The sequence below is a fragment of the Kitasatospora sp. NPDC088779 genome, assembly GCF_040685395.1.
Taxonomy (GTDB): domain Bacteria; phylum Actinomycetota; class Actinomycetes; order Streptomycetales; family Streptomycetaceae; genus Kitasatospora.
In genome coordinates this window covers 1-14,841 of sequence record NZ_JBFBHW010000077.1, presented here as the reverse complement: position 1 = coordinate 14,841, position 14,841 = coordinate 1, and the positions used below count along the sequence as shown (strand labels likewise).

The following is a 14,841-nucleotide window of genomic DNA, read 5'->3' as shown; positions in this document are numbered from 1 at the left end:
CGAACACCGAACACCGAACACCGAACACCGAACACCGAACACCGAACACCGAACACCGAACACCGAACACCGAACACCGAACACCGAACACCGAACACCGAACGCACCGCATGCCCCTGTCTTCGGCCTGGCGCCCGAGTGGCTGCTGTCCGACGGGGTTCCGCTCGCCCGGGCGATGGTGCTCTCCCACCCCGAGCAGCTCGGCCGGCTGCGCGAAGCCTGCCCCGAGGCCGCTCCGACGGCGGTGCTCGGCGGCGACCCCTGCTTCGACCGCATCCTGGCCGCCCTTCCGCACCGGGAACGCCATCGCCGCGCGTTCGGCGTCCGGCCCGGACAGCGGCTCGTCGTGCTCAACTCCACCTGGAACCCGCAGTCGCTCTTCGGGGACGCCGGCACGGACGACCCGCTGCCGTGGCTGCTCGACCGCCTCACCGCCGAACTCCCGGTCGACGACTACCGGGTGGCGGCCGTCCTCCACCCGAACATCTGGCACGGCCACGGCCCCGGCCAGGTCCGCCTCTGGCTGGACCGCGCCGAGCGGGCCGGCCTCACCCTGATCGACCCCCTGGACAGCTGGCGACAGGCGCTGATCGCCGCCGACGCGGTGATCGGGGACTTCGGCTCGGTCAGCTACTACGCCGCGGCGCTGGGCACCCCCGTTCTGCTCGGCACGGCCTCCGACGAGGTCCTGGGCGCCACCTCGCCGGTAGCGGCCTTCGTCCGCGAAGCCCCCCGACTCGCCCTGGACTCCCCCCTGCGACCACAGCTGGACCAACTCCTGACGTTCCATCAATCCATGACCAGTGCCAGCGAATTGACGACCTCGGCGCCCGGCTAGGCGGCCGGCCTGCTGCGTTCGCTCTTCTACGAGGTCATGGGGCTGCCCGAGCCGACAGAGCCGGCTCTCCTGGACCTTCTCCCACTCCCGGACTACCGGCCACCGACCCGAACCGTGCCGCTGCGGGTCCGCACCCGCCCGGGGCCCCGCCCGCACGAAGTCACCGTCGAGCGGGTCGCCGAAGGCCGGTACGGGCCTTCCGGGCCCGGCTCCGATCACCTCGCGGTGCACGAGGACACCCTCGACCAGGGCCTCCTCGGTCTGGCCGACGCGATCCTCCGCTACGGGGAGGCCGACGACCCCCGGATCGGTCCGCCCCGGGAGTGGGCCGCGGCGACGCTCGCCCGCTACCCGAACTGCTCGCTCGCGGCCTTCGTCTCCGGTCCGGACACCTGCGAAGTGCTGCTGCGTGAGTGGGGATTCGTCCGCCTCACCAGCCCCTCGCTCGACCCGGCGGCGGCCGCCTCGGCGCTGTTCGCCCAATTGGACGGCGCCGCCGTCCCCCGACCCCTGCGACCCCTGCCGCCGATGGAGCTGACGGTGCGCACCGGCGGCGCGTCCCACCCGGTCCTGGTCAGTCCCGTTCCGTGAGGCACTGCTGCCGCAGGCCCGCCAGGTAGCGCAGATGGGGCTCCGCCTGCTCGCGGTCCAGGATCGCGGTGGCCTCGTCGATCGCGGCCAGCGCCTGATCCGTCGCCGAGGTGTCCGCCCAGGTCTCCGCGAGATTGGTGAGGGTGCGGGCCGCGTTGTAGTTGTCGCGCAGACGCCGGAATTCGGACAACGCCTCCGTCAGCCAGACCCGGGCCCGCTCGTACTCGGCCAGGCCTCGCAGCGCCCGCCCCCGGTGCCGCTTCAACAGCGCCCGGGCCCGCGGAACGTCCCCCGCCCGCTCGTGGTCCGGGCCGATCGAGGCGAGCAGTCCGTCAGCCCGCTCGAAGCAGTCGTACGCGGGCTGCCACCGCCACTGCCGAAGCCTCAGCAGCCCGAGCGACTCGACGGCCGTGGCCTGGCCCAGCAGGTGGCCGGCCCGTTCGAACGCCGAGGAGGCGTCGACCAGACAGCTCTCGGCCTCGGCCAGCAGGTCCAGTTCCATCAGGGCGAACGCCAACTGGGTGTGCATCCGGCCGGCCATCGCCGAGTCCGGGTCGTGCGCGACCGCCGCCCGCACGGCGGTTCGCAGCGCCGGCAACAGGGCCTCGTGCCGACCGGCCTTGAGCTGCACCGCCCACGACGCCTCCGCCAGCTCGCACGCCGTGGCCGGCGCGGCCAACTCCTCGGCGGCGAACACCGCCTCGACCAGGTTGCCCACCTCCGCGGCCAGAGCGGCCAACGCCGCACCGGCGTCCGGGTAGTCGCCGGGCCCGAGCTCGCGGTAGAGCGGCCCGACGTGCCAACGCTCCCGCAACGCCGCGTAGTCGGCCCGGACGGCGAAGCGCAGCAGGTGCTCCACGGCACGCGTCACCGCACCCGCGCACGCGGCCAGCCCGTCCACCCGCGCCGCCTGCTCCTCGGCGAACCGGCGCACGGCAGGCCGGTAGCGGTAGCGGCCCTCGGGTGTGGCCTCCACCAGGCCGGCCTCGGCGAGCCCGGCCAGCAGGACACCAGCACGCTCAACCGTGGGTCCGCCGGGGCCGGCGACCGCCACGGCCAGCTCGGGACCGACGGCCGGCCACGGCCGCAGGGCACAGAGCCGGAACAGCCGGGCCTCCTCCGGCTCCAGTACCTCGTACGACTCCTGCACGGCGGCGCGCACCGGATCACCCGCGTGGGGATCGCCACCGCCGTCGCCACCACCGCCCCGGCCCCGGCGCTGCTGGGGGATGAACGCCAGCCGGGGAGCCGCGGCGCGCAGGGCGAAGGGCGATCCGCCGCATCGTTCGAGAACACCCGACAGGGCGGGGCCGGCGGCGGAGACGGTCTCCTTCCCCGCGAGGTCCGTGAGCAGCCGCCTGGCGTCCTTGTCGGACAGCGGCCCCACCGGAATCGGAACGGCGTCGAGACCGGTGAGCGGACGCCGGGCCACCACGACCGTGACGACGCCCGGGGCCGCGGTGATCAACGGCCGGACCTGGGCCGCCGACCGGGCGTGGTCCAGCACGACGAGCAGCTGCCGCTCGGCGACCAGCGACCGGAACCGCTCGACCCGGTCCTGCGCGGCCGGCGGAACCCGGTCCGCCGGCATGCCGAGGTGGATCAGGAACTGCCGGAGCACAGCGGCCGCATCGGGTGCGGTGGCCGGCGACCCGCCGGAGAGGTCCGCGTAGAGCTGCCCGTCCGGAAACCGCTTCCGCTGCAGCGCGCCCCAGTGAACGGCCGCGGCGCTCACACCCATTCCCTGAGGCCCATACAGGACACTGACGCGGGGCGTGCCGTCCGCCTTCCGTCCGGCCTCCTTGTCCAACAGCGCCAGCACCTTGCGCCGGTCGGTGAAGAAGCGGTCGGAGGGCGGCAGCAGGGAGGGCGCCGCCAACGGCCCGGACCAGCCCCCGCCCTGGCCGCCCAGCCAGGCACGAAGCGCCCTGGCCTGCGCGGGATCCGACCCCACCACATCCAGCAACAGCTGCGCCACAGTGGCCCGTTCGGCGGCATCGGTCGGCGCCGGCACGTCCCGCCCCGTCACCCGGCGGACAAAGGCACCCGCCGACTCCCAGGCCCACTTGCCGGCCTCGTTCGCCACGCTCGCACCCACGGCGCCGAAAACAGCGGCCACCGCCGACAGCGACACCGGCTCGAACACCCCACACCCCCTGGTCCATCGCGGCACACCCGACCAGCAGCCGCCGCACCCTCGCGTCCGGCCCCACGGTAGCCTGCGCAACCTCACCGTGGGTGCACAGTCGCCTGCTTGCGAGTCGGTTCGGTCCCGTGCCTCGTTCCCGCCACAGCTCCTCCGGTGCCGGGGCGGTCTGCCACACTGGAGCGCGTGTCCACCGCTCCGCAGCCCCAGCCCTTCGCCTACCTCCAAGCCCCGAACGCCGTCCTGTACGGCCGGATCCTGGACGTCTTCGCACAGGCGCGGGAGCGGTTCATCGTCCATCTGCGGCCCGAGGACGTCGCGGCGGAGCTCCGTCGCCGGGACGCGGCGGAGCTCCGTCGCCGGGACGCGGCGGAGGACCGGAGCGCGGTGCCGGTGTCGATCGAGGCGGTGGGTGGCGCGCTGGAGAAGCTGGTCGACTGGGAGAACCTCCGCGCGGACGCCGACACCGGCCGGGTGACGTCGGTCGAGGACTTCCACCGGGCCCGCTACCTCTACCAGTTGACCCGCCACGGCCAGGCGGCGCTGCGGGCGGTCGCGGTGTACGAGGAGTCGCTGGGCCGGCGCGGGCAGCTGCAGTCGGTGGCGCTGGCAGACATCGCCGAGCACCTGGGTTCGCTGCTGGTCCTCGCCCGGGAGGAGGATCCCGACCCGGCCAAGGCGCACCTGGCCCTGCTGGCCCTCGCCGAGCGTTTCGGCAGTCTGGCGGACAACGCCCAGGCGTTCATGGCCTCACTGCGTCGCACGATCGACTTCCAGGACGGCGACGAGGAGGCGTTCATCGCGTACAAGGACCGGCTCGTCGAGTACATCGAGCGATTCATCGCCGATCTGGCGAACCGGGGCGCGCAGATCGCGGACGTGCTCGCCAAACTCAACGCGACCGGAGTCGAGCGGTTGCTGCTGGCCGCAGCGCAGCGCGAGGCCGGTGACGCCGTACCGGCGGCCGAGCCGGACGGGCAGTCGGCCGAGCAGGCCCGCGCGGAGGCGGAGCGGGCCGCTCTGACCGGCTGGGAGAACCGCTGGCGCGGCCTGACCGACTGGTTCCTCAGCCGCTCCAGCCGGCAGCCGTCGCAGGCCAAGCTGCTGCGCGGCGCGGCGGTCAGCGCGATCACCGGGTTGGTGAACACGGTCGCCGCGTTGAACGAGCGGCGCGGCGGGCGCTCGGACCGCACCGCCGACTTCCGGGCCCTGGCCCGGTTCTTCGCACAGACCCCGGACGACGCCGCGGCGCACCAGCTGTGGCGGGCGGCTTTCGCCCTCACCCCGGCCCGGCATCTGACGGTGGACGCCGCTACGGAGGAGGCGTGGCGGGAAGCGGACCTGTCGGCCACCACGCCGTGGGCGCTGGCCCCTCCGTTGGAGATCAGCCCTCGGCTGCGCGAGACCGGCTCGTACGAGCGGCGGGGCGCCCCCAACCGGACCGCGGACCGGGCGGCGGCGCGGCGGGTGCTGGCCGAGCAGGTCGAGCTGGAGGCCGCCCAGACCGACGCCGCGCGCGCCCGGCTGGCCACCGACGGCCCGGTGCTGCTCTCCGAACTGGCCGGGCCGGACGGGCTCGACCCGCAGGCCTTCCGGCTGTTCCTCGCCGTACTCGGCGACGCGCTCTCGGCGCGGGCGCCCGGCGACAGCGAGTCCTCGGCGATCACCGGGGACGGCACGATGGAGATCCGGTTGAAGCTGGTGGACCTGGACACGATGGTGCGGATACCGACCGCGGACGGCGTGCTGTTCGGTCCCGAGCACGTCATCGAGATCATCGACCTCGCACCTCACGGGAGTGCGGCATGACGGACGCCGAGATCCGGACCGAGCGCCGACGGGCCGCCCGCGCGCTGCTCGCGCAGCCGCTGATGACCAGCGGCAGCGAGGAGTTCCGGCTGGTGCGCAAGCATGCGGGCGAGCTGGCCGCCTGGTTCACGCACGAGACCGGCTGGCGGCTGCTGGTCGACACCGAGACGGCCCGGCTGTACAAGACGCCCGCCCGGCTGGACGACACGACCAGGCCCGCCCGCGCTCCCCGCACCAAGGTGGCGTTCACCCGCCGCCGCTACGTGCTGCTCTGCCTGGCACTGGTGGTCCTGGAGCGGGCGGACGCACAGATCACCCTCGGCCGGCTGGCCGAGGGCGTGCTGACGGCGGCCGGGGATCCGGTGCTCTCCGCCTCCGGCATCGAGTTCCGGATGGACCGCCGGGAGGAGCGCTCGGACCTGGTGGCCGCCGTCCGGCTGCTGCTGGAGTGGGGCGTCCTGCACCGGGTGGCGGGCGACGAGGAGGCGTACCTGTCGGAGTCGTCCAACGACGTGCTGTACGACGTGCGCCGCCGCGTCCTGGCCGCATTGCCGGCCGCCACCCGCGGCCCGTCGACCGTGGAGGCCACCGATCCGGACCGGCGCCTGGTCGAGCTCACTCGTGAAGTCGCCCCGGACACCGAGGAGCTGCGGCTGCGCGCGCTGCGCCACCGGCTGACCCGCCGGCTGCTGGACGACGCGGTGGTGTACTACGCCGAGCTACCGGAGGACGAACACACCTACCTGGTCTCCCAGCGTTATGCGATCACCCGTCGAATTTCCGAACTCACCGGACTGGTCGCGGAGTTGCGGTCCGAGGGGATCGCCATGGTGGATCCGGACGACGAGCTGACCGACGTCCGGATGCCCGAGCAGGGCACCGAGGGCCACGTCACCCTGCTGGTCGCCGCCCATCTCGCCACCACCGACGGCGGCCACACCGAACCCCAACTGGTCGAGCTGGTAAGGCAGCTGGCCGTGCAGCACCGGGCGTACTGGCGCAAGTCCGCCGCCGAACCCGCCGCCGCGGCCGAACTGCTCGCCCAGGCCCTCGGCCGGCTGGCCGCCCTCGACCTCATCGCCCGCAGCGGCGAGACCGTCACCGCCAAACCGGCCCTGGTCCGCTACGCCCTGGCCGCCCCGACCGTCCGAAAGGCCCGCTCCCGCTCATGACCCTGCCGCAGCCCACCAAGAACCGCTGGCAGCCACTGCGCGCGGGGCTCGTCGACATCTTCCACTACGACGCCGAGGAGTTCCGCTTCCACGACGGGCGGCTGCTCCTGCGCGGCAACAACGGCACCGGCAAGTCCAAGGTGCTCGCCCTCACCCTGCCGTTCCTGCTCGACGGCGAGTTGGCCGCCCATCGGGTCGAGCCGGACGGCGACCGCGCCAAGCGGATGGAGTGGAACCTGCTGCTCGGCGGGAAGCACCCCCACGACGAGCGCACCGGCTACACCTGGCTGGAGTTCGGCCGGATCGACCAGGACGGCCGGCCGCAGTACCGGACCATCGGCTGCGGCCTGAAGGCGGTCAAGGGGCGTGGCATCGCCAAGCACTGGTTCTTCACCACCACCCTGCGCATCGGCCCGGACCTGCCGTTGATCTCCGCCACCCGCGTCCCGTTCACCCGGGAACGGCTGCGCGACGCGCTCCAGGGCCACGGCCTGGTCCACGACACCGCCGCCGAGTACCGCCGGGCCGTGGACGAGCAGTTGTTCGGCCTCGGCCAGGGCCGCTACGAGGCGCTGGTCAACCTGCTGATCCAACTGCGCCAGCCCCAGCTGTCCAAGAAGCCGGACGAGAAGCTGTTGTCGAAGGCGCTCACCGAGGCGCTGCCTCCGCTCGATCCGGCTCTGGTCGGCGAGGTCGCCGAGGCCTTCCGCGGCCTGGACGAGGAGCGCCACGCCCTGGAGGCACTCGCCGAGGCCTCGGGCGCTTCGAGCAACTTCCTGACCCACTACCGCCGTTACGCCGGGATCGCGACCAAGCGGCAGTCCGGCGTCCTGCGCGCGGCGCACAGCCGGTACGAGCACCTGGGCCGCGACCTGGGCGAGGCCGAGGCCGAACACACGGCCGCCGAGCAGCAGTTGGCCCGGGCGGAGGCCCGCCTGGAAGAACTGGAGGACGTCCGGGCCTCGTTGACCGCCGCCCGGGAAGCGCTCACGCGCAGCCCCGAGATGGACGCGGCACGCGAGCTGGAACAGGCCGGCCGGACGTCGGAGGCACTGCGGGCCGTCGCGGACGACCGGGCCTCGGCCACGGAGGCCTCCCGGCGCCAGGCAGCGGACTGGCAGCGCCGGGCGGCCACCGCGCACGCCCAGCACGACGCCGACCGGACCGCCTTCGACCGAGCCGCCACCGCCGCCGCGCAGACCGCCGAGGCGGCCGGGATCGACCACGCCCCGACCGCCGAGGCGCTGGAGCGCGACCGCGCCCCCTTCCAGGAGACCCATCGCAGCGGCGAGCACGCGGTCGAACGCCGCCGCCAGGCCATCACCGGCCTCACCACACTGCTCACCGACACCGAGCGGGCACACGGGCGGGCCCGGGTCGCGAAGACGGAGGCCGCCCGCCGCGCCGTCGATCTGGAGGCCGCACGGGAGCGCTCCGCCGATGCCGGGCAGGCCGTCAGCGACCAGGGAACCGCCCTCGTCGAGGCCTGGTACGGCTGGGCCGGCGGCACGGTCGAACTCCGTCTGCCCGACACCGATCAGGCCATCGCGGCACTCGAAGCCTGGACGGACACCCTCGCCGGGCCCAACCCGGCGGCCGAGGCCGCAGCCGCCGCCTACCGCACAGCGGTCTCCGCACTGACTCGGCTGGAGGCCGGACTCGACTCCGAGGCCGCCGCCACCCGGCGGCACCTCGACGCGCTGGCCGAGGAGATCGCCCGTCTGGAAGCCGGCGGCCAGGACGCCCCGCCCCCGGTCCACACCCGCGATCCGCACGCCCGTAGCGGCCGCCCGGGCGCTCCCCTGTGGCGAGCCGTCGACTTCGGGGACGCCGTCCCCGCCGAGCACCGGGCCGGGATCGAGGCGGCGCTGGAGGCCGCCGGGCTGCTCGACGCATGGCTGACCCCGGACGGCACGCTGCTGGACGCCGACGACGCCGTCCTGCTGCCCGACCCTGCAGCCGTCGGCACCAACCTGGCCGCCGTCCTGCGCCCGGCCGTCGACCGGGCCGATCCGCCGGCCGCGGCCCTCGATGACGACGCCGTCCACACCGCCCTGACCGCGATCGGCCTCGGCGAGCGGTCCGGCCACCACACCTGGGTGGCCGTCGACGGGCGCTACCGGATCGGTGCGCTGACCGGACGCTGGACCAAGCCCGCCGCCCACTACCTCGGCGAGGGCTCCCGGGAGGCGGCCCGACGGGCCCGGCTCACCGAACTGGCCGACCGGCGGGCGGAACTCACGCTCGCGCTCCGGCAGGTGGACGAGCAGCGCGGCGAAGTCCATTCGCGAGTCGCCGTGCTGTCCGCCGAGCAGCAGAGCGAGCCCTCCGACCACGCGCTGCGCGAGGCCCACAGCCGCCAGAGCCACGAGGCCGCGGCCGCGGTCCGCCTGGCCGAGCGCCTGGCGGAGGCCGAGCGGGACGCCTCGGCCCGGTACGAGGAGGCGGAGCGCGCCGACCAGGAGGTCCGCGACTACGCCTCCGACACCGACCTGCCCACCACCCGCGAGGCGCTCGACCGGATCCGCGACGCCGTCTCCGGATACGCCGCGGCCCTGGCCGCCCTGCTCCCGGCCGCCACCGCCCGGTCCCGGTCCGCGATCCTCGCCGCCGACACCGCTGCCGAGGCCGAGGCCGCCGCCACCGCGCTCGCCGAGGCCGAGGAGGCCGCGACCGCGGCCCGCCGGACGGCCGACGCGGCGGCCGAGCGGTACCGGGTGCTGTCCGAGACCATCGGTGCGAGCGTCGAGGAACTCTTCCGCCGGCTGGCCGAAACCGACACGGCGATCACCGAGCGGGACACCGAGGAGCGGACCACCCGGCGGGCCCGCGACACCGCCATGACCGCCCGCGCCCGGGCCGAAGGGCGCCGCAGCGAGATCCGTACCCGCATCGACGAAGCCTCCGCCGAACGCGACCGCGCGGTGACCGCCCTGCACTCCTTCGCCGCCACCGGCCTGCTCACCGCCGCGCTGCCCGGCATCGCCGTCCCTCCGCTCGACGAGCCCTGGGCACCGACGCCCGCCGTGGCTCTGGCCCGTACCGTCAACCAGGAACTCCACGACACGGACGACTCCGACCGCCGCTGGGAGCTGATCCAGCAACGGATCTCCACCGAGCACAAGGTGCTCACCGACGCCCTCGGCCGCCACGGCCACTCGGTCGGCATGACCCTGCACGACGGCATCATGCTCGTCGACGTGATCTTCCAGGGCCGCACCCACGACGTGCCGGCCCTCGCCGACTCGCTGCGCGAGGAGGTCGAGCAGCGCGGCCGGCTGCTCTCCGCCAAGGAGCGCGAGCTGCTGGAGAACCACCTGGTCGGCGAGGTCGCCGGGGCACTCCAGGAGCTGATCGCCGGAGCCGAGGAACAGGTCGCGGCGATGAACCTCGACCTGGCGGCCCGGCCGACCTCGACCGGCATGGCCCTGCGCCTGCAATGGCAGCCCGCCAAGGACGCACCGGCCGGGCTGGAAGCCGTCCGCACCAGGCTGCTGCGCCAGTCCTCGGACGCCTGGACCCCGGCCGACCGGGCCCAGGTCGGCGAGTTCCTGCAGGCCAGGATCGCCCACGACCGCGAGGAGCACCCCGGCGACTCCTGGGTCGACCAGCTCACCCGCGCCCTCGACTACCGCGCCTGGCACGCCTTCGCCATCCAGCGCCGCCAGGACGGCCAGTGGAAGCCCGCGACCGGTCCCGCTTCCGGCGGCGAGCGCGTCCTCGCCGCCTCCGTCCCGCTGTTCGCGGCGGCCTCCTCCCACTACTCCTCCGGCAGTCCGCACGCCCCGCGCCTGATCGCCCTGGACGAGGCGTTCGCCGGCGTCGACGACGACTCCCGGGCCAAGTGCCTCGGCCTGCTGGCCTCGTTCGACCTCGACGTGGTGATGACCAGCGAACGCGAGTGGGCCTGTTACCCGACCGTGCCGGGCATCGGCATCGCCCAGCTGAGCCGGCGTGAGGGCCTCGACGTCGTCCTGGTGACCCCCTGGCGCTGGGACGGCACCGTACGCACCCGCGAACGGCGCCCCGTCCCGCACGTCCCGGCCCAGACAGGAACGGACGACCAGGCGCAGCCGTCCCCGCTCGACGGCGCCGGGACGGGCGGGCGATGACCGACCTACCGAGGCTGCGCCGCCTGCTCGGTGGCCCCGACACCGCCTGGCTACTGGCGCGCGCCCGCGACCGGATCGCCTGCGGACGGGCCCTGGACACCCCCGCCACCCTCAGGAAGGCCACCGCCGAGCAGCGCCGCGCGGTCGAGCTACTGCTCGGCCGGCGCCTGCGCTCCGGCGACTCCCTGTCCGTACCACTGGCCGAGGTCGACCGGGTGCTGCGCGCGTCGCTGGCCTGCCCCGACGGGCTCGCGGCCGCGGTGGTGGCCCTGACCGGCCCGGTGGCCGACCTCCGCGCCCAGGAAGCCGTGTCCGCGGCGGCCTGGCAGCGGGCGCTCGCCGAACTCGACCACCCCGACATCACCGACCGGCCCGAACTCGCCTCCTGGCGCGCCAAGGTGGAGGCGGCCGGGCTGCTCAAACGGCTCTCCGGAGGCGACCCCGCGGCGGCCCGGCAGCTGGCCTCCGACGCCGCGCGAGTGCTCTCCTCCCTCCCCGCCGACGGTGTCACCCTGCCCGTCTTCGCCGCCCGCACGCTCGGCGACGCCCACGCACTGGACGCGGGCCGCCCGCTCGCCGCCCTGGTCCACTCCGCCGTCCGCGCCATCTCCGCCGTCGAGCTGCCCGGTGGCTCCGAGGGCCGCCGGGCCGCCTGGGCCGCTGCCGGTGTGGCGCTGGACGAACTCTCCTCCCGAGTCCTGGTCCTGAACCTGCCCGGCTCCACGACGAGTACGACCGGACGCATCCTCGCCGCCGCCCGGCGAGGCGGCGAGCCGTGCGTACTGACTCTCCGCCAACTGGTCGGCGGGCCGGCCGGACAGGACCTGGGGCTCGGCGGACGCACCGTTCACGTCTGCGAGAACCCCGCCGTCCTCGCCGCGGCCGCCGGCGAACTCGGCCCGGACTGCCCGCCCATGGTCTGCGTCGAGGGCAATCTCTCCGTCGCCGCCCGCACCCTGCTCGCCCACGCCGCCGGGCACGGCTCCCCGATCGCCTACCACGGCGATTTCGACTGGGGCGGCATCCGCATCGCCACCACCGTCCTGCGCCTTCCCGGCGCCACCCCCTGGCGCTACGACACCCCCTCCTACCTCGCCGCCGTCCACGGCGGCCTCGGCACCCCGCTCTTCACCGGCACTCCGGCTCCTACGCCCTGGGACCCGGCCCTCGCCCCGGCCATCACCCACCACGGCATCCGCGTCGAGGAGGAACACCTGCTCGACCGGCTGCTCGCAGACCTCCAGCGGCACCTCCCTTGATCTCCATGTGAACCCGCGGCCCCTTGCCCCCTCAGTCGCGCCCGTCCCACCGGGGCGGGCGGCCCCAGTCGGCTCGGGTGGCCGGAGCGGGGCGGGACGACTGGAGGGCGAAGAACTCGGCGACTCGTCTGAGCAGGTCATTGGCCGACCGAAGTTCCTCGATCTCCGACTCCAGCCGAGCGATGCGTCGGGCGTGGGCCTCACACATACCAACCTCCTCCGGCTCGGGCATCGGTGCCCCGGCTATCCCTTGACGTTCCGTCGGGCCGAGCCGACCAGGAACACCACCGCGAGCATCGCCGCGGACAGCGCCGCGATCAGCAGCGGGCTGGGACCGGCCGGCCGGCCGGCCACCCGTACGGCACCCATGAAGTCGAGGGCCGCCACGTTGTTGACGAGGATGTACCAGACCGGCAGGTAAACGGCCTGGAAGACCCGGTGGGTGCGGCTCACCACGCCGAGCGACATGGCCAGCGAGGGGATGAAGAGCACTCCCCCGAGCCAGTGCGCCGTCCCGGCGCCGTCGCCCGCCACCAGCATGCGCACCAGCGGGGCGACGCCCATCGCCGCGGTGAGCACCAGTCCGGACGCCCACTCCGCCAGCAGCCTGAGCCGGGCCGCGGGGTAGGCACCGAGCAACACCTCGAGGCCGTTCTCGACCTGCTGGCTGCCCAGCCTCGACCAGATCAGCACCGGCCACAACCAGACGGCGGGGAGCAGCATGCCGGTCACGGTGTCCATCGGCAGCGCGAAACCGGCGGCGGTGAGTGCGCCCGCGACCAGCCACCACCATGGGGAGACGCCCTGCAGGAGGATGCGCACCTCGCCGACGAGCAGGCGGCCGACGGCTCCGGCCCGGGTCGGCTCGGTCTGCGGCAACTCGCCCGGGGCCGTGGACCAGCGGAACGCAGGATCTTCCACCGGGTCGGTGCCGAGCGGCTCGGTGGTCGAGGGCGCGAGCGGCTCAACGGCCTCCCTCCGGGCCCGGACCGGGAAGCCGACCGAGCGCGCCGGGTCGAACCGGCCGAACCACAGCGCCGGCAGCAGGGCCACGGCGAGCGCCAGCAGGATCAGCACCAGCCGGCCCAGGACGAACCCGCCGGAGGGGGCGAAGTCGTCCCACATGAAGGTGCCCAGCGGCTTGGTGACCTTGGTCAGGCCGAGGCTGAATCCGCCGTCTCCGGTCTGCAGGTGTTGGGCCTCCATCGAGGCCTTCATCGACCGGGCGACCTCGTGCACGCCGAGACCGCCCAGCGGCGCGGACCCCGACTGGCCGCCGATCGAGATCATCAGGGCCAGCACGAACCAGATGACGTTCCCGAAGCCGGCCCGCAGCAGCGGCACCGTCTCGAAGAGGATCGCGGCCGCGGCGGTCAGCGCCATCAGCGGCAACGAGAGCAGCAGGAACGGTTCGAGCAGGGCGACCGGGTCGACCGAGCGGTTCTCCCCTCGGGCCATCTGCATCACCAGCGCGGTGACTGCCAGCACGCCGACCATGGAGGCGAGCACCAGCAGGTTGCTCAGGAACTTGGCGAGGAGGTAGCTGCGGGTGCGGAGCGGGGTGGCGGCCAGGACCTGGCCGACGCGGGTCGTCTCATCCCGTGCGATGCCGCTGCGCACGACGTAGAAGCCGCCGAAGGTGAGCCAGAGCGCACCGGCGAGAGCGGTGACCGCGCCGACGTAGGCACTGTTGTAGACCCCTCGGCTGCCTCCCACATCCATGATCACCCACGTGCTGTCCACCTTCGGTACGGCCAGGTAGCCGAGACCGACCGCGGCCAGCAGCGTCACCGCGTACGCGGGACGGCGCACCCGGTCGCGGAAATCGCCGACCGCAAGGCCTGCGAGGGCGCGTGCGTTCACCGCCGCACCGCCTGCCCGGTCGGGATCCGCTCGGCGGACCGGTGGATGACGCCCAGGTAGGCGTCCTCGAGGTCGGGCGACACCCTGGTCGCGTCCGGGAACGGCGGGGCGGCGGCGAGCACCCGCAGGCGCACGCCGTTCGCGGTCCGGACCATGCGACTGACCACGTGGCGGGCCTGCACGGTCGCGACGTCGGCCGGGGCGACCACGGCCTCCCAGACCTGCCCGTCGATCTCCCGGAGCAGCTCGTCGGGCGCACCCCGGCGCAGCAGGCGGCCCTGAGCGACCACGGCGATGTCCGAGGCGACCGACTCGACGTCGGAGACGATGTGGGTCGAGAGCATCACCACCCGGTCGGCCGCGAGGTCGCTGAGCAGGTTGCGGAAGCGCACCCGCTCCTCCGGGTCCAGGCCGGCCGTCGGCTCGTCGACGACGATGACCTTGGGATCGGCCAGCAGGGCCTGCGCGATGCCGACCCGGCGCAGCATGCCGCCCGAGTACTTGCCGAGCGGGCGCTTGACGGCCTCGGTCAGGTTCACCAGCTGGATCAGCTCGTCGATCCGGGCCCGGGCCGAGCGTGCGGAGAGCCCCTTGGCCGCCGCCAGATAGGACAGGAACTCCCGCGAGGTCAGGTTGGGGTAGACCCCGAAGTCCTGCGGCAGGTAGCCGAGTTCGCGGCGCAGCAGATCCGGGTTGGCCACCGCGTCGGACCCCTGGTAGCGCACCTGGCCGCTGGTGGGCTTGGTGACCGTGGACACGATCCGCATCAGCGACGACTTCCCAGCGCCATTGGGCCCCAGCAGGCCCAGCATGCCCGGGCCCAGGTTCATCGTCATGCTGTCGACGGCGCGCTTGCCGCCCTTGTAGACCTTGGTGATATCGATCAGTTCGAGCATCGTCTCTCTCTTCCCCGTCGGACCGGTCGGCCTCAGCCCTTGAGGTCCGTCTCTTTGCCATCGCGCGTCACGGCGACACCGCGGGGCACCTCCACCCGGAACTTGGCGTCGCAGTTGGCCAGTCCGGTGCACTGCGCCTGGAGTTCGAGGGTTCC

At 74.0% G+C, this 14,841-nt stretch carries 9 protein-coding genes and 1 pseudogene; 6 read left to right on the top strand and 4 right to left on the bottom strand.

Features of this window, described 5'->3' with window-relative positions; translation table 11 throughout:
• Nucleotides 1–838 (top strand): annotated as a pseudogene (locus AB0P03_RS38590) (hypothetical protein); the annotation flags it as partial.
• Between the two features lie 114 nt (nt 839–952).
• Nucleotides 953–1,429: a hypothetical protein gene (locus tag AB0P03_RS38585; RefSeq protein WP_363633371.1), complete on the top strand. Its 477-nt coding sequence runs from the start codon at nt 953–955 to the stop codon at nt 1,427–1,429.
• Here AB0P03_RS38585 and AB0P03_RS38580 read toward each other — a convergent pair.
• Nucleotides 1,413–3,575, bottom strand: coding sequence for a tetratricopeptide repeat protein (locus AB0P03_RS38580; RefSeq protein WP_363633369.1), 2,163 nt, complete (start codon nt 3,573–3,575; stop codon nt 1,413–1,415). The two genes, AB0P03_RS38585 and AB0P03_RS38580, sit on opposite strands and share 17 nt — an antisense overlap.
• Nucleotides 3,576–3,761: 186 nt before the next feature.
• Between AB0P03_RS38580 and AB0P03_RS38575 the strand changes: the two genes are divergently transcribed.
• The 4 genes from AB0P03_RS38575 to AB0P03_RS38560 are packed head-to-tail and all read left to right on the top strand — an operon-like array spanning nt 3,762 to nt 11,927.
• Nucleotides 3,762–5,384 carry a TIGR02677 family protein gene (locus tag AB0P03_RS38575; RefSeq protein ID WP_363633367.1) on the top strand — a complete coding sequence of 541 codons (1,623 nt, stop codon included), beginning with the start codon at nt 3,762–3,764 and terminating at the stop codon, nt 5,382–5,384.
• Nucleotides 5,381–6,556 (top strand): TIGR02678 family protein, encoded by a 1,176-nt coding sequence (locus AB0P03_RS38570; protein ID WP_363633366.1) that lies wholly within the window; start codon nt 5,381–5,383, stop codon nt 6,554–6,556. Before AB0P03_RS38575 ends, AB0P03_RS38570 begins: the two co-directional genes overlap by 4 nt.
• Entirely contained in the window at nt 6,553–10,668 is a 4,116-nt protein-coding gene (locus AB0P03_RS38565; protein ID WP_363633364.1) for a TIGR02680 family protein, read from the top strand. Before AB0P03_RS38570 ends, AB0P03_RS38565 begins: the two co-directional genes overlap by 4 nt.
• The gene (locus AB0P03_RS38560) at nt 10,665–11,927 is read left to right on the top strand and encodes a TIGR02679 family protein (protein ID WP_363586146.1); all 1,263 of its coding nucleotides are present in this window, start codon (nt 10,665–10,667) and stop codon (nt 11,925–11,927) included. Before AB0P03_RS38565 ends, AB0P03_RS38560 begins: the two co-directional genes overlap by 4 nt.
• Nucleotides 11,928–11,958: 31 nt before the next feature.
• Here the strand turns inward: AB0P03_RS38560 and AB0P03_RS38555 are convergent, their stop codons facing one another.
• Genes AB0P03_RS38555 through AB0P03_RS38545 form a run of 3 tightly spaced genes read right to left on the bottom strand, consistent with a single transcriptional unit; the run spans nt 11,959 to nt 14,686 of the window.
• A complete protein-coding gene (locus AB0P03_RS38555; protein WP_363586145.1) occupies nt 11,959–12,135 on the bottom strand; it encodes a hypothetical protein in 177 nt (58 codons plus the stop codon).
• Nucleotides 12,136–12,170: 35 nt separating this feature from the next.
• Nucleotides 12,171–13,790, bottom strand: a complete 1,620-nt coding sequence (locus AB0P03_RS38550; RefSeq protein ID WP_363586144.1) for a hypothetical protein — start codon at nt 13,788–13,790, stop codon at nt 12,171–12,173.
• Nucleotides 13,787–14,686 carry an ABC transporter ATP-binding protein gene (locus tag AB0P03_RS38545; protein WP_363586143.1) on the bottom strand — a complete coding sequence of 300 codons (900 nt, stop codon included), beginning with the start codon at nt 14,684–14,686 and terminating at the stop codon, nt 13,787–13,789. The genes AB0P03_RS38550 and AB0P03_RS38545 overlap by 4 nt, the downstream gene beginning before the upstream one ends.
• Nucleotides 14,687–14,841 lie beyond the last annotated feature (155 nt).